The sequence below is a fragment of the Acidovorax sp. DMC1 genome (assembly GCF_056314325.1).
On the sequence record NZ_JBQUYO010000005.1, the window covers coordinates 117554 to 140456 of the forward strand.

The 22903-nt window shown below is 68.0% G+C and carries 22 protein-coding genes; 10 read left to right on the plus strand and 12 right to left on the minus strand.

Translation table 11 applies throughout. From position 1 onward, the window contains the following. Positions 1–29 precede the first annotated feature (29 nt). The 8 genes from ACT531_RS12540 to ACT531_RS12575 all read left to right on the plus strand — a co-directional run bounded on the left by ACT531_RS12540 (position 30) and on the right by ACT531_RS12575 (position 8941). On the plus strand, positions 30–563 hold the full coding sequence (locus ACT531_RS12540) for a C4-dicarboxylate ABC transporter substrate-binding protein (protein ID WP_099730677.1): 534 nt from the start codon (positions 30–32) through the stop codon (positions 561–563). A gap of 10 nt (positions 564–573) precedes the next feature. Further along, a complete protein-coding gene (locus ACT531_RS12545; protein WP_476017625.1) occupies positions 574–2085 on the plus strand; it encodes a TRAP transporter large permease subunit in 1512 nt (503 codons plus the stop codon). A gap of 123 nt (positions 2086–2208) precedes the next feature. Then, on the plus strand, positions 2209–3048 hold the full coding sequence (hpnD, locus tag ACT531_RS12550; protein ID WP_209820027.1) for a presqualene diphosphate synthase HpnD: 840 nt from the start codon (positions 2209–2211) through the stop codon (positions 3046–3048). 6 nt (positions 3049–3054) lie between these two features. Beyond that, the gene (gene hpnE / locus ACT531_RS12555) at positions 3055–4386 is read left to right on the plus strand and encodes a hydroxysqualene dehydroxylase HpnE (protein ID WP_476017626.1); all 1332 of its coding nucleotides are present in this window, start codon (positions 3055–3057) and stop codon (positions 4384–4386) included. 168 nt (positions 4387–4554) lie between these two features. Then, on the plus strand, positions 4555–5565 hold the full coding sequence (locus ACT531_RS12560) for a Bug family tripartite tricarboxylate transporter substrate binding protein (protein WP_060984257.1): 1011 nt from the start codon (positions 4555–4557) through the stop codon (positions 5563–5565). Positions 5566–5795: 230 nt separating this feature from the next. Further along, a complete protein-coding gene (locus tag ACT531_RS12565) occupies positions 5796–6464 on the plus strand; it encodes a response regulator (RefSeq protein ID WP_015014896.1) in 669 nt (222 codons plus the stop codon). A gap of 3 nt (positions 6465–6467) precedes the next feature. Beyond that, positions 6468–7856, plus strand: a complete 1389-nt coding sequence (locus tag ACT531_RS12570) for a sensor histidine kinase (RefSeq protein ID WP_476017627.1) — start codon at positions 6468–6470, stop codon at positions 7854–7856. Between the two features lie 35 nt (positions 7857–7891). Continuing rightward, positions 7892–8941 (plus strand): tripartite tricarboxylate transporter substrate-binding protein, encoded by a 1050-nt coding sequence (locus tag ACT531_RS12575; protein ID WP_476017748.1) that lies wholly within the window; start codon positions 7892–7894, stop codon positions 8939–8941. A gap of 32 nt (positions 8942–8973) precedes the next feature. Here the strand turns inward: ACT531_RS12575 and ACT531_RS12580 are convergent, their stop codons facing one another. From ACT531_RS12580 to ACT531_RS12635, 12 genes are all read right to left on the minus strand, one after another. Further along, entirely contained in the window at positions 8974–9492 is a 519-nt protein-coding gene (locus ACT531_RS12580; RefSeq protein ID WP_476017628.1) for a nucleotidyltransferase family protein, read from the minus strand. 164 nt (positions 9493–9656) lie between these two features. Beyond that, entirely contained in the window at positions 9657–9869 is a 213-nt protein-coding gene (locus tag ACT531_RS12585; protein ID WP_060984975.1) for a DUF2788 domain-containing protein, read from the minus strand. Continuing rightward, complete coding sequence (locus ACT531_RS12590) at positions 9866–10729, minus strand: DUF2189 domain-containing protein (RefSeq protein WP_476017629.1); 864 nt, start codon at positions 10727–10729, stop codon at positions 9866–9868. Before ACT531_RS12590 ends, ACT531_RS12585 begins: the two co-directional genes overlap by 4 nt. Before the next feature lie 112 nt (positions 10730–10841). Continuing rightward, positions 10842–11549, minus strand: coding sequence for an HAD-IA family hydrolase (locus ACT531_RS12595; RefSeq protein WP_015014902.1), 708 nt, complete (start codon positions 11547–11549; stop codon positions 10842–10844). Between the two features lie 262 nt (positions 11550–11811). Then, a complete protein-coding gene (locus tag ACT531_RS12600; RefSeq protein WP_476017630.1) occupies positions 11812–12888 on the minus strand; it encodes a LacI family DNA-binding transcriptional regulator in 1077 nt (358 codons plus the stop codon). Beyond that, complete coding sequence (locus ACT531_RS12605; protein WP_476017631.1) at positions 12885–13910, minus strand: 2-hydroxyacid dehydrogenase; 1026 nt, start codon at positions 13908–13910, stop codon at positions 12885–12887. Before ACT531_RS12605 ends, ACT531_RS12600 begins: the two co-directional genes overlap by 4 nt. Beyond that, positions 13907–14857, minus strand: coding sequence for a sugar kinase (locus ACT531_RS12610; protein WP_291446211.1), 951 nt, complete (start codon positions 14855–14857; stop codon positions 13907–13909). Before ACT531_RS12610 ends, ACT531_RS12605 begins: the two co-directional genes overlap by 4 nt. Then, entirely contained in the window at positions 14854–15609 is a 756-nt protein-coding gene (locus tag ACT531_RS12615) for a sugar phosphate isomerase/epimerase family protein (RefSeq protein ID WP_476017632.1), read from the minus strand. The genes ACT531_RS12610 and ACT531_RS12615 overlap by 4 nt, the downstream gene beginning before the upstream one ends. 62 nt (positions 15610–15671) lie before the next feature. After that, positions 15672–16460: an amino acid ABC transporter ATP-binding protein gene (locus ACT531_RS12620; protein WP_476017633.1), complete on the minus strand. Its 789-nt coding sequence runs from the start codon at positions 16458–16460 to the stop codon at positions 15672–15674. Positions 16461–16611: 151 nt separating this feature from the next. Next, a complete protein-coding gene (locus tag ACT531_RS12625) occupies positions 16612–17418 on the minus strand; it encodes a transporter substrate-binding domain-containing protein (protein WP_476017634.1) in 807 nt (268 codons plus the stop codon). Positions 17419–17484: 66 nt separating this feature from the next. Next, a complete protein-coding gene (locus ACT531_RS12630) occupies positions 17485–18138 on the minus strand; it encodes an amino acid ABC transporter permease (protein ID WP_015014909.1) in 654 nt (217 codons plus the stop codon). 11 nt (positions 18139–18149) lie between these two features. Continuing rightward, a complete protein-coding gene (locus tag ACT531_RS12635; protein WP_015014910.1) occupies positions 18150–18821 on the minus strand; it encodes an amino acid ABC transporter permease in 672 nt (223 codons plus the stop codon). Between the two features lie 203 nt (positions 18822–19024). Here ACT531_RS12635 and hemH point away from each other — a divergent pair, with 203 nt between their 5' ends. Together hemH and ACT531_RS12645 are read left to right on the plus strand one after the other, a co-directional pair. Then, entirely contained in the window at positions 19025–20137 is a 1113-nt protein-coding gene (gene hemH, locus ACT531_RS12640) for a ferrochelatase (RefSeq protein WP_060984968.1), read from the plus strand. Positions 20138–20378: 241 nt separating this feature from the next. Continuing rightward, a complete protein-coding gene (locus ACT531_RS12645) occupies positions 20379–22865 on the plus strand; it encodes a Lon protease family protein (RefSeq protein ID WP_476017635.1) in 2487 nt (828 codons plus the stop codon). Positions 22866–22903: the final 38 nt, after the last annotated feature.

Consider the following 22903-nt stretch of genomic DNA (forward strand, 5'->3'; position numbering starts at 1 on the left):
GCGGCTCATTCCGCCGCCCCTTCATCTGCATGCATTTGCCGCCTGACCTGCCCACCCCCTTGCCACTGGAGCGCTGGCTCAACCGCCTGGGCGCACTGGTGATGCCGCTGGCGCTGCTGGTCGTGCTGCTGCTGTTTTTGCAATGGCCGTTGCGCGACGGGTGGGGCGCGGGGTCCAGCCAGGCCAACGACCTCGCGCAGGTGCTGTTTGCGCTGTATGTGGCGGTGGCCCTGCGCCATGCAGACCGGCGCGGCGCCCACCTGGTCAGCCGCCCCGATCTTGCCCATGCGGGCCGGGGCCCGGTGCGCGCCATGCGCCTGCTGGGCGCGCCCCTGGCCGTGTTGCCGTGGGCGGTGTTTGTGTGCATCAACGCCGCGCCCACGGTGTGGCGGTCGGTGCGGGGGCTGGAGAGTTTTCCTGAAACCGCCAACCCCGGCTACTTCGCCATCAAGCTGGCCTTGCTGCTGCTGGCCGTGCTGCTGGCTCTGCAGGCCCTGGCCGACCTGTGGCGGGCCGTGCACACGCTGCGCGCGCCCACTGGCGCACCGGCGGACCCTGCATGAGTCTCATCCCATGAACGCCATCGGCCTGTTGCTGCTGGTGCTGGCCCTGGTGCTGATGATGACCACCGGCTGGGCCACCTACGCCGTGCTGCTGGGCGTCAGCACCCTGGGCGCGGTGGCAGGCCTGGCGCTGGGCGCGTTTGATGGCGCCGTGCTGCGCAGCCTGCCGGAGCGCGTGGTGGGCCTGCTCGAACATGACCTGCTGCAAGCGCTGGTGCTGTACGCGGTGGTGGGTGCGCTGCTCAACCACCTGGCACTGGTCAACGGCCTGTACAGCGGCCTGCGCAAATTGTTGGCGCGCGTGGTGGGGCAGCGGGCCGCGCCCGACATGGCGGGCCTGGGCGTGGGCATGCTCATGGCGCCCATGAACGGATCGGTGGGGGCCAGCCTGGTGACCCTGTCGCACACCGCCGGGCAGGCCTGGGCCCACGAAGGCATGCCGCCCGCCCGACGCACCGCCCTGGTCGCCGTGGCCAGCACGCTGGGCATCATCGTGCCGCCGTCGCTGGTGCTGTTGCTGCTGGGCGATGCCATGCTGCGCGCCCACACCGAGGGCCTGACCCTGGCCACGCAACTGGGGCTGGCCAGCTCCCACGCAGGCACCCGCATCATCAACACCCAGGACGTGCTGCAGGCCGCCCTGGCCCCCGGTGCGCTGCTGCTGGTGCTGTGGATGGGCGTGACCTGGTGGCTGGCCCAGCGCCGCGCTGTCGGCATCGCAGATCAAGGGGCCGCATCTTCAGCACCCGTGCCCCTCACCCGCAGCGAGCGCTGGACGTTGGGCGTGGTGCCCCTGCTCATCGTGGCCCTGCTGGCACTGGTCACCACCGGCCGCGTGCGGGCGGTAGAGGCCGCCGCCACCGCCGGGGTGCTGCTGCTGGTGTGGGGCATGGCGTCGCGCCAGCTCACGCTGCGGCGGCTGGCGCAGGTGCTGGACGACGCCATGGCGCTCACCGGCGCGCTGTTTGCGCTGCTGGTGGCGGCCGTCACGTTCTCGCTGGTGCTGCGCGCCTACGGCACCGATGTGCTGGTGGCCGAATGGATGCGTGCCCTGCAGGGCCAGCCCCTGCTGGCCATGGGGGTGGTACTGGCCGTGCTGCTGGGCTCGGCGTTTGTGCTCGATGCGTTCGAGCTGATCTTCCTGATCATCCCCATCGTCATGCCCCCTTTGCTGGCGCTGGTGGATGACGCGGCCTGGGTGGCCGCGCTCACCCTGCTGGTGCTGCAGGCGGGGTTCCTGCTGCCGCCGTTGGGCTACGCGCTGGTGCTGTCCCGCGCCCAGGTGGCTCCCCGGCCCGCCATGGGCGCGGTGGCGCGTGCGCTGGCGCCCTACCTGCTCTGCCTGGCCGGCGTGATCGTCCTGGTGATGGCCGTGCCCGCCACCACGCAGTGGCTGCGCAGCACGCCCGCCACGCTGCCCGAGATGTCGATCCAGGGCGACGACCTGGACGCGCTGATGCGCGAGATGTCGCAACCCGAGGCGCCTGCCCCTGCACCCGCCGCCTCACCAATGGCTCCGTGACGCCTCCTCAAAAGCTATCATTTCAATAGCACCAAGGGCATGCTGCACTAGCGCATCCGCCCAAAAACACCTCAAACCCCGACAACCGGCCCGCCCCGGTGCGCCATGGGACAATCTCGCCCCATGACACCGCAGCAGTACGTACAGCAAAAAGCCGTGGCCTCGGGCAGCAGCTTCTATTACGCCTTTCTCTTTCTGCCCGCGCCCCGCCGCGCGGCCATCACGGCGTTCTATGCGTTTTGCCGCGAGGTGGACGATGTGGTCGATGAGGTGAGCGACCCGGGCGTGGCCCGCACCAAGCTGGCCTGGTGGCAGGCCGAAGTGACCAAGGCCTACGCAGGCCAGCCCACGCACCCGGTGATGCTGGCGCTGATGCCGCTGGCGGCCGACTACGGCATCGAGCAACGCCACCTGCAGGCCGTGATCGACGGCTGCCAGATGGACCTGGAGCAGACCCGCTACCTCGACTTTGCAGGCCTCAAGGGCTACTGCCACCTGGTGGCGGGCATCGTGGGCGAAGTGGCCGCGCGCATCTTCGGCCAGACCGACCCACGCACCACCGAATACGCGCATCGGCTGGGCCTGGCGTTCCAGCTCACCAACATCATCCGCGACGTGGGCGAAGACGCCATGCTGGGCCGCATCTACCTGCCCGTCAGCGAGCTGCAGCAGTTCGACGTGAAAGCGCACGAGATCTTGAAGCGCCAGTACTCCGACCGGTTCACCGCCCTCATGCGCTTTCAGGCCGAGCGTGCGCACCGGCTGTACGACGAGGCCTTTGCCCTGCTGCCCGACGCAGACCGCCGCACCCAAAAGCCCGGTCTGATGATGGCCAGCATCTACCGCACCCTGCTGCGCGAGATCGAGCACGAGAACTTCCAGGTGCTACACCAGCGCATCCGCCTCACGCCGCTGCGCAAGTTCTGGCTGGCCTGGAAGATGCAAGCCCTGGGCAGGATGTAGCCCGGCGTGGCACCGCAGAAAGTCGCCGTCATCGGGGCTGGCTGGGCTGGCATGGCTGCGGCCATCGCCCACCGGCAGGCTGGCCGCCAGGTCACCGTGTTCGAGGCCGCGCGCACCGTAGGCGGCCGCGCCCGCGCGGTGCCGGGCGCGCTGCCCGATGGCACAGCGGCCACGCTGGACAACGGCCAGCACATCCTGATTGGCGCCTACACAGAGAGCCTGCGCCTCATGCGCCTGGTGGGCGTAGACCCCACCACCGCGCTGCTGCGCCTGCCGCTGACCCTGCAGTTCCCCGACGGCCAGGGCCTGCAACTGCCCGACCTGGCCCCGCCGCTCGATGCGCTGCTGGGCATCGTGCGCGCCAAAGGTTGGGGCTGGCAAGACAAGGTCGCGCTGCTGCGCACGGCCACCGCCTGGCAGCTGCGCGGCTTTCGCTGCGCACCCCACACCTCGGTGGCAGACCTGTGCGCCCCGCTCACGCCCCGGCTGATGGCCGAGTTCATCGAGCCGCTGTGCGTGTCGGCACTCAACACCCCCGCACGCGAGGCCAGCGGCCAGGTGTTTTTGCGGGTGCTGCAAGACAGCCTGTTCAGCGGGCGCGGTGGCTCCAACCTGCTGCTGCCCCGCACCGACCTGGGCGCGCTGTTCCCCGAGGCCGCGATGCGCTGGCTGGTGCAGCAAGGCGGCCAGGTGGTCATCGGCCAACGCATCCAGCGGCTGGTGCCCCTGCCCAGCGGACGCTGGCAGTTAGCGGGGACTGGGGGTGCGGCGCAAGGCTCAGAAGCAACCGATGCCTTCGACCACATCACCCTGGCCTGCCCCTCGTGGGAGGCCGCGCGGCTGGTCGAGGGCCTTGCCAGCACGGCGGGCCTGACCGCTGCGGCCCGCTGGAGCGCCACCGCCGGCGCCCTGCGGTTTGAGGCCATCACCACCGTGTACGCCCACGCCCGTGGTGCGCGCTTGCCCCTGCCCATGCTGGCGCTGCGCAACACGGCCGAGCACCCGGCGCAGTTCGTGTTCGACCGGGGCCAGCTTGACGGCCAGCAGGGCTTGCTGGCGTTTGTGGTGAGCGCCAGCGATGGCGACCGGGCACTCATCGAGCAGCAGGTGCTGCAGCAAGCCGCCGCGCAGCTGGGTCTGCCCGGCCTGCGCCCTGTGCAAACCGTGGTTGAAAAGCGCGCCACGTTTGCGTGCACCCCCGGCCTGCAGCGGCCCGCCATGCAGGTGCTGCCGGGGCTGACGGCCTGCGGCGACTATGTGGACGGGCCCTATCCGGCGACGCTGGAAGGCGCGGTGCTCAGCGGCACCGCCATGGCGGCCTGCGCTGCAGCCGGCTGACCCCACGCCGCCAGGGCCAGTGGGCCACCCCCGGGTAACTACCAAGCCCGCTGACAGCATTCCGAAAGCACGGCCCGGGCACCATGGCGCCACACGCATACCGCATGCGCCTTGTTCGCCTTTGGGCCCTTTGGCCTTTCGGCCTATCGTTTTGACGGAGACACCCCCATGCTTTCACACGAACACCCCGCCCTCTGGTCCCCCACCCGCCGCCACCTGCTGGGAGCCAGCGGCGCCTTGGCCCTAGGCGGCCTGCTGCCCACCGGTGCATCGGCCCAGGCGGCCTGGCCTTCCAAGTCAGTGCGGTTTGTGGTGCCGTTCGCACCGGGCGGCAGCTCGGAGATCGTGGCCCGCTCCACCGCTGCGGAGCTGGGCAAGACGCTGGGCCAGAGCGTGTATGTGGACAACAAGCCCGGCGCCGCCGGCAACATCGCGATGGGTGAAGTGGCACGCTCGGACGACCAGCACACGCTGATCCTGGGCCACATCGGTACGCTGGCCGTCAACCCCTTCATCTTCGACAAGCTGCCCTACGACGCCAACAAGGACTTCAAGCCCGTGAGCCTGCTGGCCAAGGTGCCCAGCCTGTACGTGGTGCACCCCGACGTGCCCGCCAAGAACCTCAAGGAGTTCATCGCCTACGCCAAGAAGAACCCGGCCAAGCTCAGCTATGGCTCGGCGGGCAACGGCAGCGCGGGCCACCTGGCGTTTGAATACCTCAAGATGACCGCCGAGATCTTCATGCTGCACGTGCCCTACCGTGGCACCGGCCCCATGATGACCGACCTGCTCTCGGGCCGCCTTGATGCCGCTGCCGTGGGTGCTGCCGCCCTGCTGCCGTTCATCAAGGCCGGCAAGGTGCGCTGCATCGCCACCGGCTCGGCCAAGCGCCTGCCCCAGCTGCCCGACGTGGCCACGGTGGCCGAACAGGGGTTCCCGGGCTTTGAGATGACGCAGTGGTACGGCATGCTGGCCCCCGCCAACCTGGCACCGGCCAACCTCGACAAGCTGGCAGCCGAGACCGCCAAGGCCGTCAAGGCCCCCGGCTCGCTGGAGCGCCTGAACGCGGACGCGGCCGAGGCCATTGGCGGCACACCAGCGCAGTTTGCGCAGTTCATCGCGTCCGAACAAGAGCGCTGGAAGAAGGTGCTGCTGCGCGCGAAGGTGAAGCCAGACTAAGAAGCCCCCTGAGCCGCTTCGCGTCTTCCCCCTTTCTCTCGCCCCGCTGCGCGGGTCGGGAAGGGGGACGCAGCCAGTGCGGCGGGGCGGCCCTTGCACGGCTGCCTAGCCTGGGCAGCGCGTGCGCACAGTGTGGCTGCTGGCGCTTGCGCGCCGTGACCGCTCCGCGTTGAATGGCTCAATGCTGAAGGCAAGCCCTGCGCCTTCCGCACAAACGGTAGCATCCCTCCATGCGCATCCTTCTGGCCGAAGACGACCACAACCTGGGCACCTGGCTGAGCCGTGCGCTGGAGCATGCGGGCATCCAGGTCGAATGGGTGAACGACGGCCGCCTGGCCGACCGCGCGCTGCAGCAGCACGACAACTACGACGCACTGGTGCTGGACCTGGGCCTGCCCGGGCTGGACGGCCAGGCCGTGCTGCAGCGCCTGCGCGACCGCGACCAGCGCCTACCCGCGCTGATCCTCACGGCGCGCGACTCGCTGGACGAGCGCGTGCGCTCGCTCAACGCGGGGGCCGACGACTTTCTGGCCAAGCCCTTCGAGCTGGCCGAGCTTGAGGCACGCCTGCACGCCCTGGTGCGCCGCGCGCGCGGCAACGAGCACCAGCGCCAGGCCTGCGGCGCGCTGGTGTATGACAGCGCCCGCAAGCAGTTCACGCTGCGCGGCGAGCCCCTGGCTCTGTCCCCGCGCGAACACGCCGTGCTGCGCGTGCTGGTGCAGCGCAGCGGCGAGCCGTTTTCCAAGCAGCAAATTCTGGACCGGGTGTTCACCGACGATGACGATGTGCACCCCGAAGCCGTGGAGGTATTTGTGCACCGCCTGCGCAAGCGGCTGGACGGCAGCGGTGTGCGCATCACTACGCTGCGCGGCCTGGGCTACGCGCTAGAGGCTGACTGACCGATGGGCCTGACCGCACGCCTGCGCCGCGCCAGCCTGTGGCGCCTGCTGGCCATGCTGTTGCTGCCACTGCTGGCCATGGTGACGGGCGTAGAGCTTTGGATGACACGGCACGATGCGCTGGAGGCTGCCAACGCGGCCTACGACCGCTCGCTGCTCGGCGCGCTCAAGTCCATCGACGCCAACATCTCCACCGCCTCGGGCGGCCTGTCGGCCGAGCTGCCGTACAGCATGCTCGAATTCTTTGAACTCACGGCCAGCGGCAACGTGTACTTTCGCGTGGCGTCGTCCGACGGGCTGGTGGAGCTGGGCAATGCCGACCTGCCCCTGCCCGCTGGCGCGCTGGAGCCCGGCGTGCCGCGTTTTTATGACGCCACCTACTTTGGCGAATCAGTGCGGCTGGCCGCCTACCGCCGCGCGTTGGACCGCGCAGAACCCGCATCCACCGTGCTGGTGCAGGTGGCCGAAAGCACCCGGTCGCGCGAGGACTTCACTGCCCGCTTTGTGCGCCGCGCGGTGCAGCGCGATGCGCTGGTGCTGGCCCTGATGGTGCTGGGCACTGCGGCATTGCTGGCCGTGGCGCTGCGCCCACTGGCGCGGCTGGCGCGCGAAGTGCAGGCCCGCAGCAGCGACGACATGACCCCGCTGGCATCCCACGACCTGCCCGCCGACATCCGCCCGCTGGTGGACGCGGTCAACCAGCAGATGGCGCGCACGCAAGACCTGGTGGCACAGCAGCGGCAGTTTCTGGACGATGCCTCGCACCAGCTGCGCACCCACCTCACCACGCTGCAGATGCAGATCGACTACGCGCGCCGCGAGGGCGACAGCACGCAGGTGCAGCACACGCTGGCCGCCATTGGGGGCGAAATCGCCCGCGCCACGCGCAGCACACAGCAACTGCTGGCACTGGGCCGCAGCGACACGGCGGCGGTGGAGCTGACGCCTTTCGACTTGGCCGCGCTGCTGCGCACAGTGGCGCTGGAACTGCTGCCCCAAGCGCGCGCCAAGCAGATCGACTTTGGCATCCATACGCCCGCCGCTGGCATCGAGGCGGTGGGCGACAGTGGCCTGCTGCGCGAGGCCCTGACCAATCTGGCCGCCAACGCCATCGCCTACACCCCTGCGCAGGGCACTGTCACCGTGTCGGCTGCGGGTGACAGTCTGGGCTGGAGCATCAGCGTGGAGGACAACGGCCCCGGCCTGCCCGCCGAGGAGCGCGACGCCCTGGGCCAGCGCTACCGGCGCGGCTCTCAGGCCACGGCGGGCGGGTCGGGCCTGGGGCTGGCGATTGCGCGGTCGATTGCCGAGCGGCACCGGGGCAGCCTGCGGCTGCAGGCGCGCGCCGAGGGGCCGGGGCTTCTGGCGATACTCTGGTGGCCCCGCGCCTGACGCAGTCTGCTGAACAAGTGAACGCTCCACACCCCATGCCGCAGCCCTTGCCCACCACAGACCGTCCGCTGACCGCGCCTTGCAGCCGCCGCCAGCTGCTGCAGACGCTCGCGGCCGCCGCCAGTGCTGGCGCGGGCTTGGCCCCCTTATCAGCAGCGGCAGACGCATCCCGTGAACCAGCAGAGTGCATTGCACCATCACGCCCCGGCGGCGGATTCGACCTGACCTGTGGCTTGGCCTCCCAGGCGCTGCAGGCCGTGCGCCCCGGCCGCACGCCGCTGCGCACCCGCTACCTGCCCGGCGGCATTGGTGCGGTGGCGTTTGACCAGGTGGCCACGGGCCGCCTGGGAGGGTCCGGCACGCTGGTGGCGTTCTCCAGCGGCTCGCTGCTCAACCTGGCGCAGGGCCGCTTCGGCCCGCACCCGGTGAGCGCCGTGCGCTGGATCGCGACGCTGGGCAATGACTACGGCGTGGTGGCCGTGCACCGCGACGCTCCCTACCAGCGCTTGCAGGACGTGGTCACCGCGTTGCAAAAAGATTCGGGCCGCGTGGTGTTTGGCGCCGGCGGCACGCTGGGCAGCCAGGACTGGGTGAAGGCCGCGCTGCTGGTGCGCGCGGCGGGGCAAGACCACAAGCGCATGCGCTTTGTGTCGTTTGAAGGCGGCGGCGAAGCGCTCAAGGCGCTGGGCGGCCGCCACATCGACATCTTCACCGGGGACGCGGCCGAGGCCACCCGGGCCGCTGCGGAAGGCCTGCCGGTGCGCATCCTGGCGGTGCTGGCCCCCGCGCGGTTGCCCGGCGCGCTGGCCGCCCTGCCCACGGCCCGCGAGCAAGGCATTGACCTGCAATGGACCACCGTGCGCGGCCTCTACATGGCCGCCAGCGTGCCCGACGCCGTCGCCCACGCCTGGACGACTGCCCTGCAGGAAGCGCAGGCGGCACCCGGCTATGCCGCCCTGTGCGCCCGCCATGGGCTGTACCCCTTTGCGCTCAGTGGCGCCGCCCTGGATGACTATGTGCAGCGCAGCCTGGCCGACTATCGCCGCCTGGCGCAGGACCTGGGGCTGCGGTCCTGGCCGCGTTGAAGCAGCCAGCGGGCCGGTTCGCCCAATGCGCATCAAGCGGGGTGGATAGTGAGCAGTGGCCAGCGCGCCGCGAACCGCTTGGACGCAACACGCTCCCGATAGGTCTGCGCATCAGCACGCACGGGGTTGTGACGAACCAACAGGCCAAACAAATCGTCCAACCCATGAGGAGCCACAACGCCAATGGAGTCATCCGGCCGCAGGAAAACACCCACGCAAGTAGCGACCTCCGGCCAACTCCCCACTCCATCATCCAGCGAAAGCAATGGAGCCACCGTCTGCCCAAGATATTCAGCAAACCAGCGGTGTACCGTCGCCTGGTTCGTCACCTCCCAGGCCACCGAGGGCATTACCTTCCGCAGCTGGCTTTCGTACTCTGCGTCCTGCGCCGCACTAAAGAGAGCAGAGTCGAAATACACCACGTCCACATCGTCCAGGGGCGTAGGCTCTGCAAAGCCATGCAAATCATCCCAAACCAGGGAGCGCACGGCCCCCGCGCCTATGCACCACGAGTCCAATCCCAGTGAGCGAACCGCACGCAGCGCTGCCATCAGCCCAGTCGATGCACCGACCAGGCCGGTCAGGCGGCTGTGTTGCTCCGTCCAGGAGCTACTTTGCTGATTCACAAGGCGCGCGCTGACTGAAGGTGCGGTGGTTCAGAACAAGACAGCGGACGAGCCAACGTGCCGCCCAACATGAACACGCGGATGCAGGGTCATTTCTCCAGCCACCACTGAATCACCACCTTGGCCAGGAAACCCAGAAAACCCACGCCCAACCCCAGGAAGATCACGAACGTGCCAAAGCGCCCGGCCTTCGATTCCCAAGCCAGCTGCCCAATGATGAACAGCATGTAGGCAATGAACGCCCCAACCCCGTAGGTGAGGAAGAAGCCCGAGATCTGCGCCTCGGTAAATCCGAAAATCACGATGTCCCTCCTGGCCGACGCACAGAGGCATTCGGTACAGCGGGGGCCACCAGGTCACGCTCGGGCAAGCTGGATGCATCTACCAGGTCGCGGTAGGCATGCCAGCTGGCGTGGCCCAGCATGGGCATTACGGCAATCAGGCCCAGCAGCAGCGAGCCCAGCCCCAGCAAGGTAAATCCCAGGATGATGGCGGCCCAAAATGCCATCGGCAGCGGGTTGGTGATGACCGCCTGCCAGCCGGTGAGCACCGCCTGCAGCAGCGTGGCGCGGCGGTCCAGCAGCAGCGGCATGGCCACCACGCTGGACGCAAAAATGGGCGCGGCCATCAGGCTGCCCAGCGCCAGCCAGATTTCAAACAACCAGCCGTCACGCGCCATGACCACGTGGCGCAAAAAGTCGAGCGGTGTCTCGATGGGCACGGGCGCCAGCAGCGTGATGAGCGCCGCCGAGGTCATGACCCAGCCCGAGGCGGCCAGCGCCAGCAGGGCCCCGAACTGCAGCATGCACCAGTAGTCGCTGCCCCATTTGTTCACATGGCTGTTCTGCCAGTTGAGCCAGGTCTTGAGCACCACGCCCAGGTCGGCGGCCTCGCCACGCTCCAGCGCGCGGCTCAGCGCATACAGGCTGGTGGCCAGCACCGGTGCCACCACCAGAAACCCCGACAGTGCACCCGCCAGCAGCCAGAAGCGGTGGTGCGCCACCGCAAAGATGGCGGCGCCAAACAGGGTGAGCGCCAGGCCATGCGCAAAACTGATCCAGCCCGCCCGCGCCATGTCGCGCCAGGCAAGTACCAGCCAGGTCATGGGCTGCATCATGCCGATGGTGCGGATGGCGGGCAATGGAGGGGAAGTACGGGGCATGGTGGGAGGGGTCGCTGAGCGACGATGGAGTGTGACCTGATCGGGCCGCAGCTTCAACCGCCGCGCGCCCAAACCTTGACCTGAGGCAAGAAACCGAACCCTGTAGAACCCGTCAGGCCAACAGCCGGCACAGCGCGGTAAGGCTGTCCACCGTGGCATGGGGCGGTGTGTCGTCGTGCGGCCAGGGGTGGTTGGCACTGTTGATCCACACCGCCTGCATGCCCGCGTTCAGCGCGCCCTGCGCATCCAGTGTGGCGTCGTCGCCCACGTGCAGCACCTCGTGGGGCAGCACATCCACGGCCGTGGCGGCCGCATGGAAGATGCGCACATCGGGCTTGGCGATGCCAAAGTCCGACGCGCTGATGCTGTGGCGAAAGTAGTGGCCGATGCCAATGCGGTGGATATCGGCATTGCCGTTGGACACCGCCACCACCGGGTAGCGCGCTGACAAGAAAGCCAGCGTGTCGTGCGCATCGTCAAACAGCTCCACCCGCTGGCGCTCGGCAAAGAACAAATCAAACGCCGGTTCAGCCAGCGCGGGCTCGTCACCGGCCTGCGTCAACGCCAGCCGGATGGACTCGCGCCGCAGCGCGCTCAGGTCGCCCTTCAGGTCGGGGCGCAGGGTCACCATCTGGTTACGGATCGCGCGCAGCGCCTCGGTGTCCGAGAACAATGCTGCCGTGGCGGGCGCGTGGTGGGTCAGCCAGTCCAGCAGCACACTTTCGGCCCGCGTGATGGTGGGCCAGATGGGCCAGAGCGTGTCGTCCAGATCGATGGAGATCGCGCGGATGCGGGAGGTGTCCAGAGAGGGATTTGGCACAGGGCGCACCTGAAGGATGAAGGCGAAAAAGAGGCCCCGGCGATGCGCCAGGGCGAGGGCCGCAAAGCATACCGCAGGCCCTAGGGACCCTCTGCACAAATCAGCGCGCCGTGTGCATCAGCGGGCTCGGGCGGCCTGCCGCGTTGCAAATACTCGCAATAGCTACGGCTACTGCTGCGTTTTGCGCCTTGCAGCCCCTCCCGATCCGCTGCGCCCACTTGCCGCTTGATTCGTGCAGAGGGTCCCCGGGGATGCAGCGCGTTCAGTCTGTGGATGAAGCGCCCGCAGGCCCCAATGAAGACCCTCGCACCACCAGCAGCCCGGGCAGCAGGCTCTCACGCGCAGGGCCTTCCAGGCCGTTGATGCGCTCCAGCAGGCACTGCGCGGCGCGTTGCCCGATGGCATCGGTGGGCTGTGCCACGGCGCTCAGGCCGGGCCGGATCAGCGACGCCCACTCAGGGTCGTCAAAGCCCACAAAGCCCAGCTGTTGCCCAAACGTCCACCCCATGCGCGAGACGGCTGCAGCCACCCGCAGCGTGACCACCGAATTGCCCGCCACCACCGCGCAGCGCTCGCCGGGCCGGGCCTGCCGCAGCAGATCGGTGAGTGCCTGGTCCAGCACCTCATCGCCCTGCTCCGCTGCCAGCTCCAGCACTGTGCCGCGCACCGCCGAGCGCTTGGAGGACACCAGCGCACGAAAGGCCTCCGTGCGCTCGATGCGGGAACTCACGCCCAGCAAGGGCTGGGTGATGTAGAGCAGACGCTGCCAGCCTTGCTGCTGCAGATGGGCACAGGCTTCGCGCATGGCTCCCTGGTTGTCCAGCGAGACGAAGTCTGCCGCCAGCCCGGCGTGGCGCCGGTCCACCAGCACGGCGGGTTTGCCGTGCAAGGTGTTCACATCCGCCTGCCCCTCGCCCTGCCCCAGCGTGTTGAGGATGAACCCATCCACCTGGTAGCTGGCTAGCGCGTCGATGGCCGCGCGCTCGCGCTCGCGGTCGTTGCCCAGGTTGAACAGCATGACCAGGTAGCCAGCGTCCTGGCAGGCCTTCTCGGCGCCGCGCAACACGGCCACCGAATAGGGGTTGGTGATGTCGGCCACCACCAGGCCAATCAGGCGCGAGCGGCCATGGCTCAGCGCCTGGGCCATGGGGCTGGGCACGTAGGCCAGCTTGGCGATGGCGGCCTCAACCCGCGCCGCAATGTCGGGGCTGAGCAGGCGTTCACGGTGGTTGAAGTAGCGCGACACCGTGGCCTTGGACACACCGGCCTCGGCCGCCACGTCGGCGATGGTGGGGCGGGCGCGGGGCGTGGCGGAGGGTGCGGGTGTCGGCGGGCTCATGCGGGTATGGGGCTGTACACGGCGGCGGGCCGTTCGCCCGCCAGGGCCTGCAGCAGATTGGTGGTGGCCAGCGCCGCCATGGCATGGCGCGTGTCGTGCGTGGCCGAGCCGATGTGGGGCAGCGGGGTCACGCGCGGGTGGGTGCGCAGGGGCGACGCCAGCGGCAGCGGCTCGGTGGCAAATACATCGAGCCCCGCTGCGCGCAGCGGGCCATGGTCCAGCGCGTGCAGCAGGTCTTGCTCCACCACGGTGGCGCCCCGGCCGCCGTTGATGAAGATGGCGCCGGGCTTCATGGCCGCAAACAGTTCGGCGTTGACCATGCCCCGCGTGCTGTCGGACAAGGGCAACATGGCCACCACAAAGTCTGATTGCGCCAGCAGCGGGGGCAGCGGCGTGTGGATGGCCTTGCCCTGCAATTCAGGGGCCTGGGCTGCCAGATCCACCGGGCGGCGGGCGTGGTACATCACCGGCATGCCAAACCCCAGTGCGGCGCGGCGCGCCACGGCCTGGCCAATGCGGCCAAACCCGAGCAGTCCCAGCGTCTTGCCATGCACATCGCTGCCAAACAGGTCTTCTCCAATGTTCTTCGTCCACCGGCCCTCGCGCACTAACTGCGACAGCTCCACCAGCCTGCGGCTGGTGGCCATGAGGAGGGCAAACACTGAGTCTGCCACCGTTTCGTCAAGCACTCCGGGGGTGTGGCACAGCATGATGCCGCGCGACTGCAGCACGTCCAGCGCGTAGTTGTCCACGCCCACCGAAATGCTGGACACCACCTGCAGCCCGGGCGCACGTGCCAGCACGGCGGCATCGATGGGAAAGCTGGAGCCGATGAGCCCGTGCGCCTGTGCCAGCGCGGCATCGAACCGCGCGCGCTCGTCGGGCTTGCGGGGGTCGGCCACGGTCACGTCGTGCATGGCGGTCAACCGCGCGAGCTGGTCGGGCGGCAGCTCGCGAAACACCAGCACCTGCTTGCGCGCTGGGCTTGTGCTGCCGTCTGCTGAAGGTAGCGCCAGGCTCACAGACCCGCCTCCTGCAGTTGTGCGCGGGTGGGCAGCCCTTCGGTGTCGCCCAGCACTTGCACGGCACGCGCACCAATCCAGGCACCACGGCGCACGGCGTCGGGCACGGGCAGGCCTTCCAGCAGCGCGCTGATCACGCCCACCGCAAAGCCGTCGCCCGCGCCCACGGTGTCTACCACCTGGGCCACGGGCACGCCGGGCACGCGGCCGGTGCCGGCCACATCGCTGTCGTAGTAAGCGCCCTCGGGGCCAAGCTTGACCACCACGAGCTTGGCGCCTCGCTCACGGTAAAAGCGTGCCACACCCTCAGGGGTGGTCTCACCGGTCAAAAATACGCCCTCTTCCATGCCCGGCAGCACCCAGTCGGCATAGGTCGCCAAGGTGTTGATCCAGTGGCGCATGGTCTCGGGCGACGACCACAGCGTGGGGCGCAGGTTGGGGTCGAACGAGATGGTGCGGCCTGCAGCGCGCATCACCTCCAGCGTGCGTATGGCCGCCTGCAGGCTGGTGTCGGAGATGGCGGCAAACACGCCCGTGGCATGCAGATGGCGCGCAGAACGCAGCCAGGGCTCGTCCACATCGGCGGGCCCCATCTGGCTGGCGGCGGAGCCCTTGCGGTGGTATTCCACCTGCGGGTCGCGGCCATCGGTCACGCGCTCTTTGAACTGGAAGCCTGTGCGCTGTGTGGCATCGCACACCACGTGCGAGCAATCAATGCCTTCGCCCTGCATGGCAGCCAGCAGCGCGCGGCCCATCGAATCGGTGCCCAGGCGGCTGGCCCAGCCCACCTTCAGGCCCAGGCGCGCGAGGCCAATGGCCACATTGGTCTCGGCCCCGGCTGTACGCTTGTGAAAGCCGGTGGCGTTCTCCAGCGGGCCGGGCTCGTTGGCCACCAGCAGCAGCATGGCCTCGCCAAACAGTGCAACGTCAAAAGCCGGGGCGGTCATGCAGCCTCCCGTGCGGCGCGAATGATGGCCACCTGCTCGCGCGTGACGGTCACCAGGTCGTCGCCCACCAGCGGGTATTCAATGGCATGCGGCACATCGGCAGGCAAGGCACGCAGCACAGCGCGCCAGGGCGCCACCGAATCGGCCAGCGGCACCGCCACCCACTTGGCGGGCAGGCGCTGCACGCCCTTGCAGTGCACATAGCGCACATAGGGCGCCAGGGCCTGCGCGGCCTGCAGCGGGCATTCGCCCTGCCAGTGCCAGTTGCCCATGTCAAAGGTCATGCCCAGGCCGAGCCCCGCCTGTGCCTGGGCCGCAAAGAAGGCCTGCATGGCGGCCAGCGTGCCGGCGGTAGCGGTCTGGTCGTTCTCGATCACCAGCTCCACCTGCGGGGCGGCCTGCAGGAGGGCCTGGAGGCGTTGCAGCGATGCATGCGATGTCGGCAGGGTTGCGCCAAAGCCGCCAATCGACATCTTCAGGCGCGGAGCACGCAGCACCTGGGCGGCCTGCACGCCACGTGCAAGGGCTGCTTCATCCAGCTCGCCCTGCGCGGTCCAGAGGCCTTCGGGGCTGGAGTACACCGCCGCCCTGCCCGCCAGCGCTGGCAGCTCGGTGGTCGCATCGCGCAGCAACTCGCCACGCACCTCCACGCCGTCCGCGCCCGCTTGCTGGGCCAGGTCGGTGCACCACAGCTGGCCGTGGCGTCCTGTTTCGGCCGCGCCGAAGGAGGACAGGGAAATCAATACCATCATGTGTTTCTTTCAGGCCGCGCCCCCACGGGGCGAAGGCCATCAACCGCACGACCTGCCGGGTCTCAATGTGCGTGGTGGGAAGTCAGGATCTGGCCCAGGAACTGCCGCGTCTTGTCGTGCTGCGGCTGGCCAAAGAACTGCTGAGGCGGCGCCTGCTCCAGGATCTTGCCGTCGGCCATGAAGATCACGCGGTCGGCAACGCTGCGCGCAAAGCCCATTTCGTGCGTCACGCAGAGCATGGTCATGCCGTCCTCGGCCAGGCTGATCATGGTGTCCAGCACTTCCTTGACCATCTCGGGGTCGAGCGCCGAGGTGGGCTCGTCAAACAGCATCACCTTGGGCGCCATGCACAGCGCCCGCGCAATGGCCACGCGCTGCTGCTGCCCGCCCGACAGCTGGCTGGGGTGCTTGTGCGCCTGCTCGGGGATTCGCACGCGGGTCAGGTACTTCATGGCCACTTCTTCGGCCTGCGCCTTGCTCATGCCGCGCGACCGCATGGGGGCCAGCGTGCAGTTTTCGAGAATGGTCAGGTGCGGGAACAGGTTGAATTGCTGGAACACCATGCCCACTTCAGCGCGCACGGCGTCCACGTTCTTGCCGCCTGCGGTCAGGTCAATGCCATCGACCTCGATGCGGCCCTTTTGCACCGTCTCCAGCCGGTTGATGCAGCGAATCAGCGTGGACTTGCCCGAGCCCGATGGCCCGCAGATCACGATGCGCTCGCCGGGGCGCACCGACAGGTTGATGTCGGTGAGCACCTGGAAGCTGTCGTACCACTTGTTGACTCCCTCCATCGTGATGATGGCGGGTGCACCGGTGGGGGTCATCGTCGTAGTGACTGCGTCCGTCATTGTCAAAGGCTCCTGGGATGTCTCACTCTGTTCGACTGAGAGCGGATAAGAAAACTCAGCGAAGCGGTTCTGGCTAGGCGCTGCGTCGCAGGCAGTACGGGTAGTACGACAAGACGCTGCAACGACGCCAGAAGAGTTTTATTAACCGCTCTTACTGCAGCTTGGGCAGGTCGGCGCCCAGCCACTTCTGGTACAGCTTGTTCAGCTCGCCATTGGCGGTATTGCGTGCCACAAAGTCATTCACGGCCTTGGTCAGCTCGTCCTGGCCGGGGCGCAGGGCAATGCCCATGGCCTGCTGCAGCAGGTTGAACTTGTTCTCGAAGGTGTTTGCAGGCACGCGCTTGGCGATCTGCGCGGCCACAGTGACCGAGCAGCCAATCGCATCGACCTGGCCCGAGATCAGCGCCTGCATGGCCGATGCGTCGTCGTCAAAGCGGCGGATTTCGGTGCCCTCAGGCGCGGCCTTGGTCACGGCCACATCTTGGGTGCTGGCACGGGCTACGCCCACGCGCACGACCTTGAGGTCTGCCGCGCTCTTGATGTTGGCGCCGGTCTTGCCGTACAGCACGATAGTCGCGGCCGCATAGGGCTGCGAGAACTGCACCTGCTTGGCACGCTCGGGCGTGATGGCCAGCGAGGCCACCAGCACATCAACCTTGTTGGTCAGCAAGAACGGAATGCGGTTGGGGCCGGTGACGGGCACGATGTTGGCCTTCACGCCCAGGTCTTTGGCCAGCAGCTTGGCCACGTCGGCGTCGTAGCCGTCGGGCTGGTTTTGTGCGTTGGTGGTGCCGTAGGGAGGAAAGTCCACCAGCATGCCGATGGTGATCTCACCCTTCTTCTTGATGTCCGCCACGGACTGTGCCGAGGCCAGCGGCGCAAACGCCGTGAGGGCGGCGCCCAGGCCCAAGGCGGCCAAAGCGGCGGTAGCGGTGCGGCGTTGCAAAGAAAAAGTCATCGCATGTCTCCTGGTGGTTGGTGTGAACGAGAACAGAAAGAAAAAAAGAAGGTTGCGGCGCGTGGCTCAGCGCGCCAGAGCACGGGCGCGCTTGCGCTCCATGCGTGCGGCCAGCAGCGACAGCGGCCAGCAGATCACGAAGTACAGCGCGGCCACGGTGGTGAACACATGCAGCGGCTGAAAGGTGGCGTTGTTGATGATCTGCCCCGCCCGCGTGATCTCGGTAAAGCCGATGATGGCGGCCAGCGATGTGCCCTTGATGATCTGCACCATGTAGCCCACCGTGGGTGGCAGCGCAATCTTGAAAGCCTGGGGCAGCACCACAAACCGCATGCGGGCCACGTACTTGAGGTTCAGCGCCTGGGCGGCTTCCCACTGGCCGCGTGGCACGGCCTCGATACACCCGCGCCAGATTTCGGCCAGAAAGGCCGCGCTGTTCAGCACCAGTGCCACGCCCGCCGCCACCCAGGGGTTGATGTCAAACCCCAGCACCGGCGCGCCAAAGAAGATCAGGAACAGCTGCAGCAACAGCGGCGTGCCCTGGAACACCTGGATGAACACGCGCGCCGCATTGCGTGCCGCAGCGTTCTCTGAGGTGCGCGACAGCGCCACCACCAGCCCCAGCAGCGCACCGCCGACGAAGGCAATGGCCGACAGCGCCAGCGTCCACTGCGCGGCCTGCACGATGAATAAAAACTCGGAGAGTCCGAAGGTACGCATGGTCGGCCTCCTTATCGGCGGTCTGGGTAGTTAAGGACGCGCTGATAAATCAGCTTGAACAGCGCCGAGAACGACAGCGCCAGCGCCAGGTAGATGGCCGTCACCACGATATAGATCTCAAAGCTGCGGAAGGTCTGCGACTGCAGGTTGGCCGCCACCGAGGTCAGGTCGTCCGCCGAGATCACCGACACCACGGCCGAGCTGAGCATCAGCAAGATGAACTGGCTGGTCAGCGCCGGGTAGATGGCCTTGAGCGCGGGCTTGAGGATCACAAACCGGAAGATCTCCCACGGCTTGAGGTTGAGGGCCTTGCCAGCCTCGATCTGCCCCTTGGGAATGGACTCGATGCCCGCCCGCACGATCTCGGCCGCATAGGCCCCCAGGTTGACCACCATGGCTGTCAGCGCTGCGGTGTAGGGCGACCAGCGCAGGCCGATGGATGGCAGCGCGAAGAAGAAGAAAAACAGCTGCACCAAAAACGGCGTGTTGCGGATGACCTCGATGTACGCATTGATCAAAAACCGCAGCCAGCCCGGCCCGCCGGTCTTGCCCCAGGCGCAAAAGATGGCCACCACCAGCCCCAGCAAGGTGGCGGTGAGCGACAGCTGCACGGTGATCCAGGTGCCCTTGAGCAACAAGGGCCACGCGGCAAACACGGCATCGAACTGGAACTGGTAATTCACGGTGGACAGTCGTTATTCCAAAGTGGCGCCAGTTTATGAAACCGGTTTCATAACCACATCAGGGAATACCCGATGCACCCCAAAAACAAGGCCGCAAACACCTGAAGACGCCATGCCCGGCGCTGATCTCGCAGGCAGCTGTATGCCGGGCGGCAAATAGGCTCCCAGCCCGCATTGGCTCGGCGCGTGGGTGAAAATGCCACATGCCTTCCTTCCACCCCGAACCCCCTTTTACCCACGGCCAAGCCGACCGCACCGCCGTGCTGCTGTGCAACCTGGGCACGCCCGACGAACCCACGGCCCCGGCCGTGCGCCGCTATCTGGCGCAGTTTCTGGGTGACCACCGCGTGGTGGAGATTCCCAAACTGCTGTGGATGCCCATCCTGCACGGCATCATCCTGCGCACCCGCCCGGCCAAGTCGGCCGCCAAATACGCCAGCATCTGGACACCCGAGGGCTCGCCCCTGGCGCACTGGACGGCCAAGCAGGCCACGCTGCTGCGCGGCTGGCTGGGCGAGGCAGGCCACGCGGTGCTGGTGCGCCACGCCATGCGCTACGGCAACCCCTCCATCGCCAGCCAGCTCGATGCGCTGAAGGCCGAAGGCGCCACACGCATCCTCATCCTGCCGCTGTACCCGCAGTACTCCGCCACCACCACAGCCAGCGTGTTTGACGCCGTCTACACCTGGGCCGCCGCCACGCGCAACGTGCCTGAGCTGCGCTTCGTCAACCACTACCACGACGCCCCCGGCTACATCGATGCCCTGGCCCGCACCATCGAAACGCACTGGAAGCACCACGGCCAGCCCGACCAGCTGGTGATGAGCTTTCATGGCGTGCCCGAGCGCACCCTGCACCTGGGCGACCCCTACCACTGCGAGGCCCGCAAAACCGGCCGCCTGCTGGCCGAGCGCCTGGGTCTGCGCGAGGAGCGCTACCGCATCACCTTCCAGTCGCGCTTTGGCAAGGCCAAGTGGCTGGAGCCCTACACCCAGCCCACCATCGAGGCGCTGGGCAAGGCGGGAACGCGGCGGGTGGACGTGGTGTGCCCCGGCTTCACCAGCGACTGCCTGGAGACGCTGGAAGAAATCAACATGGAAGTGCGCGAGGCGTTTTTGCACGCAGGCGGAAAAGAGTTTCACTACATCCCCTGCCTGAATGACAACAGCCACTGGATCACCGCGCTGAGCCGCGTGGCCCAGCAGCATCTGGCGGGCTGGCCCACCGAAGCCCCCACCGCCGCCGCACTGGCCGATGCGCGCAGCCACGCGCTGGCCGGTGGTGCGCCCGCCGGGGTATGCCCGGTTGCGCATTGATGCAGTTGCCTCTGCAGACGCCCATGCCATTGCGCATCCGAATGGGAAAGCGAATGGCTCCGGGCGGCCTGCACGCCAGGCGTCATTCACTACATTATTGATAGCAACCAGGGCATATTGCACTAGCGCATCTGCCCGTTTTGGCTCATATTTTGGTCGCCAGGTGCTGCACGGCTGCCTGCCACGCCCTCCGCACCGCCCTTCTGCCCTTACGCCCTTTCGCCCTCCCACACCCACATCAATGCCCGCATTTGCCCTTGCCCCCCACCAGTTGCGTCTGACCATTGACCCCGCCACGCTGGGCTTTGCCAGCACCGCCGAGCTGCAAGACCTGCCCCTGCCCTGGATCGGGCAGGAGCGTGCCCAGGCCGCTGCGCAATTTGGTCTGGCGATGCAGCAGCCGGACTACCACCTGTTTGTGCTGGGCGAAGTGGGCAGCGGGCGGGCGTCATTGCTGCGCCAGGCCATGCAGGCCGAGGCCGCAAAACGCGCGGTGCCGCCCGACCTGTGCTACCTGCACCACTTTGACCAGCCCGACCGCCCCCGCGCGCTGCGCCTGCCCGCAGGCGAGGGCCGCCTGCTGCGCCAGGGCATGGCCGACATGGCGCGCAGCCTGCAAGCCGACATCCCCAAGCGCCTGACCAGCCCCGACTTCAAGGCCGAGGCCGAGCGCATCGAGAAAACCTGGCAAGCGCAAGAGAACGAAGCCTTTGCCGCGCTGGACGCATTTGCCGAGGCGCGCCAGTTCCGCCTGAGCCGCGAGGCCGGGCACATGGTGTTCACCCTCACCGGCCCCAAGGGCCAGCCGCTGACCGAAGGCGAAGCGCGCGCCCTGCCCCGCGAGCGCCGCGCCGAGATCGACGCCGCCGAGCTGGAGCTGCGCGCCGAGATCGCCAAGTTTCTCGAAACCACCCGCCCGCTGGAACGCACGCGCGACGACGCTCTGGCCGCCCTGCGCCGCCAGACCATCAAGCCCCTGGTGGAACACGCGCTGCACGGCATCCGCCAAGGCCTGCGCAAGCAGATCAAAGACGCCGTCAAACTCACGCAGTGGCTAGACCAGGTAGAGCGCGCCGTGCTGGACCACATCGACCTCTTTGAGCCCGGCGACACCGACCAAGGCCAGGACGCCGAGGACGACCGCAAGGACGCGCTGGACGACCTGCTGGCCCGCTGCCAGGTGAACGTGGTGGTGGACAACCACGGCCGCACCAGCGCCCCGGTGGTGGTCGAAGACAACCCCACGGCCCGCACCCTTTTTGGCAGCATTGAACACGGCGCCGACGCCGACACCGTGCAGGCCGACCACGCCAGCATCCACGCGGGCAGCCTGCTCAAAGCGCATGGCGGCTTCATCCTGCTGCACCTGCACGACCTGGCCGCCGAAGAAGGCCTGTGGCCGCGCCTGCGCCGCTTTCTGCGCTGTGGGCGCCTGCAGATCGAAGACGGCAGCGGTGGCGGCGGCCCCGCCCATGCGCCCGGCGGGGCCGGTGCACTGCAGCCCGAGCCGGTGGACGTGGACGTGAAGATCGTGCTGATCGGATCGGTGGAGGAGTACTACGCCCTGCAAGAGGCCGACCCCGACGCCGCCCGCCGCTTTCGAGTGAAGGTGGACTTTTCAGACCGGTTCATCGCCACTCCCGGCACCCACCAGTCCTCGGCCATTCTGGTCGCGCAAGTCTGCAAAAAGCGCGGCCTGCCCCACTTTGCCGCCGGCGCCGTGGCCCTGCTGCTGGAGCAATCACACCGCGAGGCCGACGACCAAGGCCGCCAAAGCGCGCGCTTTGCCCACACCGAGGCACTCGCCATCGAGAGCGCCGCCCTGTGCCAGGCCCGCGCAGGCACCCTGGTGCAAGCCGCCGACGTACAAGCCGCCCTGGCCGCCCGCACCCTGCGCCACAACCAGCCCGAAGAAGAACTGCACGAATCCATCACCGAGGGCGAGCGCCTGATCACGCTGCAGGGCTCCATCACCGGCCAGATCAACGCCATGACGCAGATCGACCTGGGCGACTACCGCTTCGGCTTTCCGGTGCGCATCACCGCGCGCACCTTTGCCGGGCAAGAGGGCCTGCTCAACATCGAGCGCGAGGTCGATATGTCCGGCCCCATCCACGACAAAGGCGTGCTCATCCTGCACAGCTACCTCACCGCGTTGTTTAGTCATGTGGCACCGCTGGCGCTCAATGCGTCCATCGTGTTCGAGCAGGAATACAGCGGCGTGGAAGGCGACTCGGCCTCGTGCGCCGAGCTGTACTCGCTGCTGTCCAGCCTGTCAGGCCTGCCCCTGCGCCAGGGCATTGCCGTGACGGGCGCACTAAACCAGCACGGCGAAGTGCTGCCCGTGGGCGGCATCAACGAAAAGATCGAAGGCTGGTTCCGCGCCTGCGCAACGGCTGGGCTGGACGGCACCCACGGCGTGCTGATCCCCGCCCGCAACCAGCGCCACCTGATGCTGGACCGCAGCGTGCTGGACGCGGTGGAACGCGGGCTGTTCCATGTCTACACCATGGGGCATGTGAGCGAGGGGATTGCACTGCTGACGGGCGAGGCCTCGGGCATGAGCCCGGCGGAGCTGCTGCAGGCGCAGGCCGATGAGCTGGCCGGAGGCGCGGCCACGGTGGAGGACACGGTGATGCAGCGGGCGGAGGTGACGCTGCGGGCGTATCGGAGGGCTTGTCAGAACGCCGGGCACATGCGCAAAAGCCGCCGCTTATACGGGCAGTAGGGAGCAAGCTGGCAACGCCGTGGCGATTCGCATCGGTT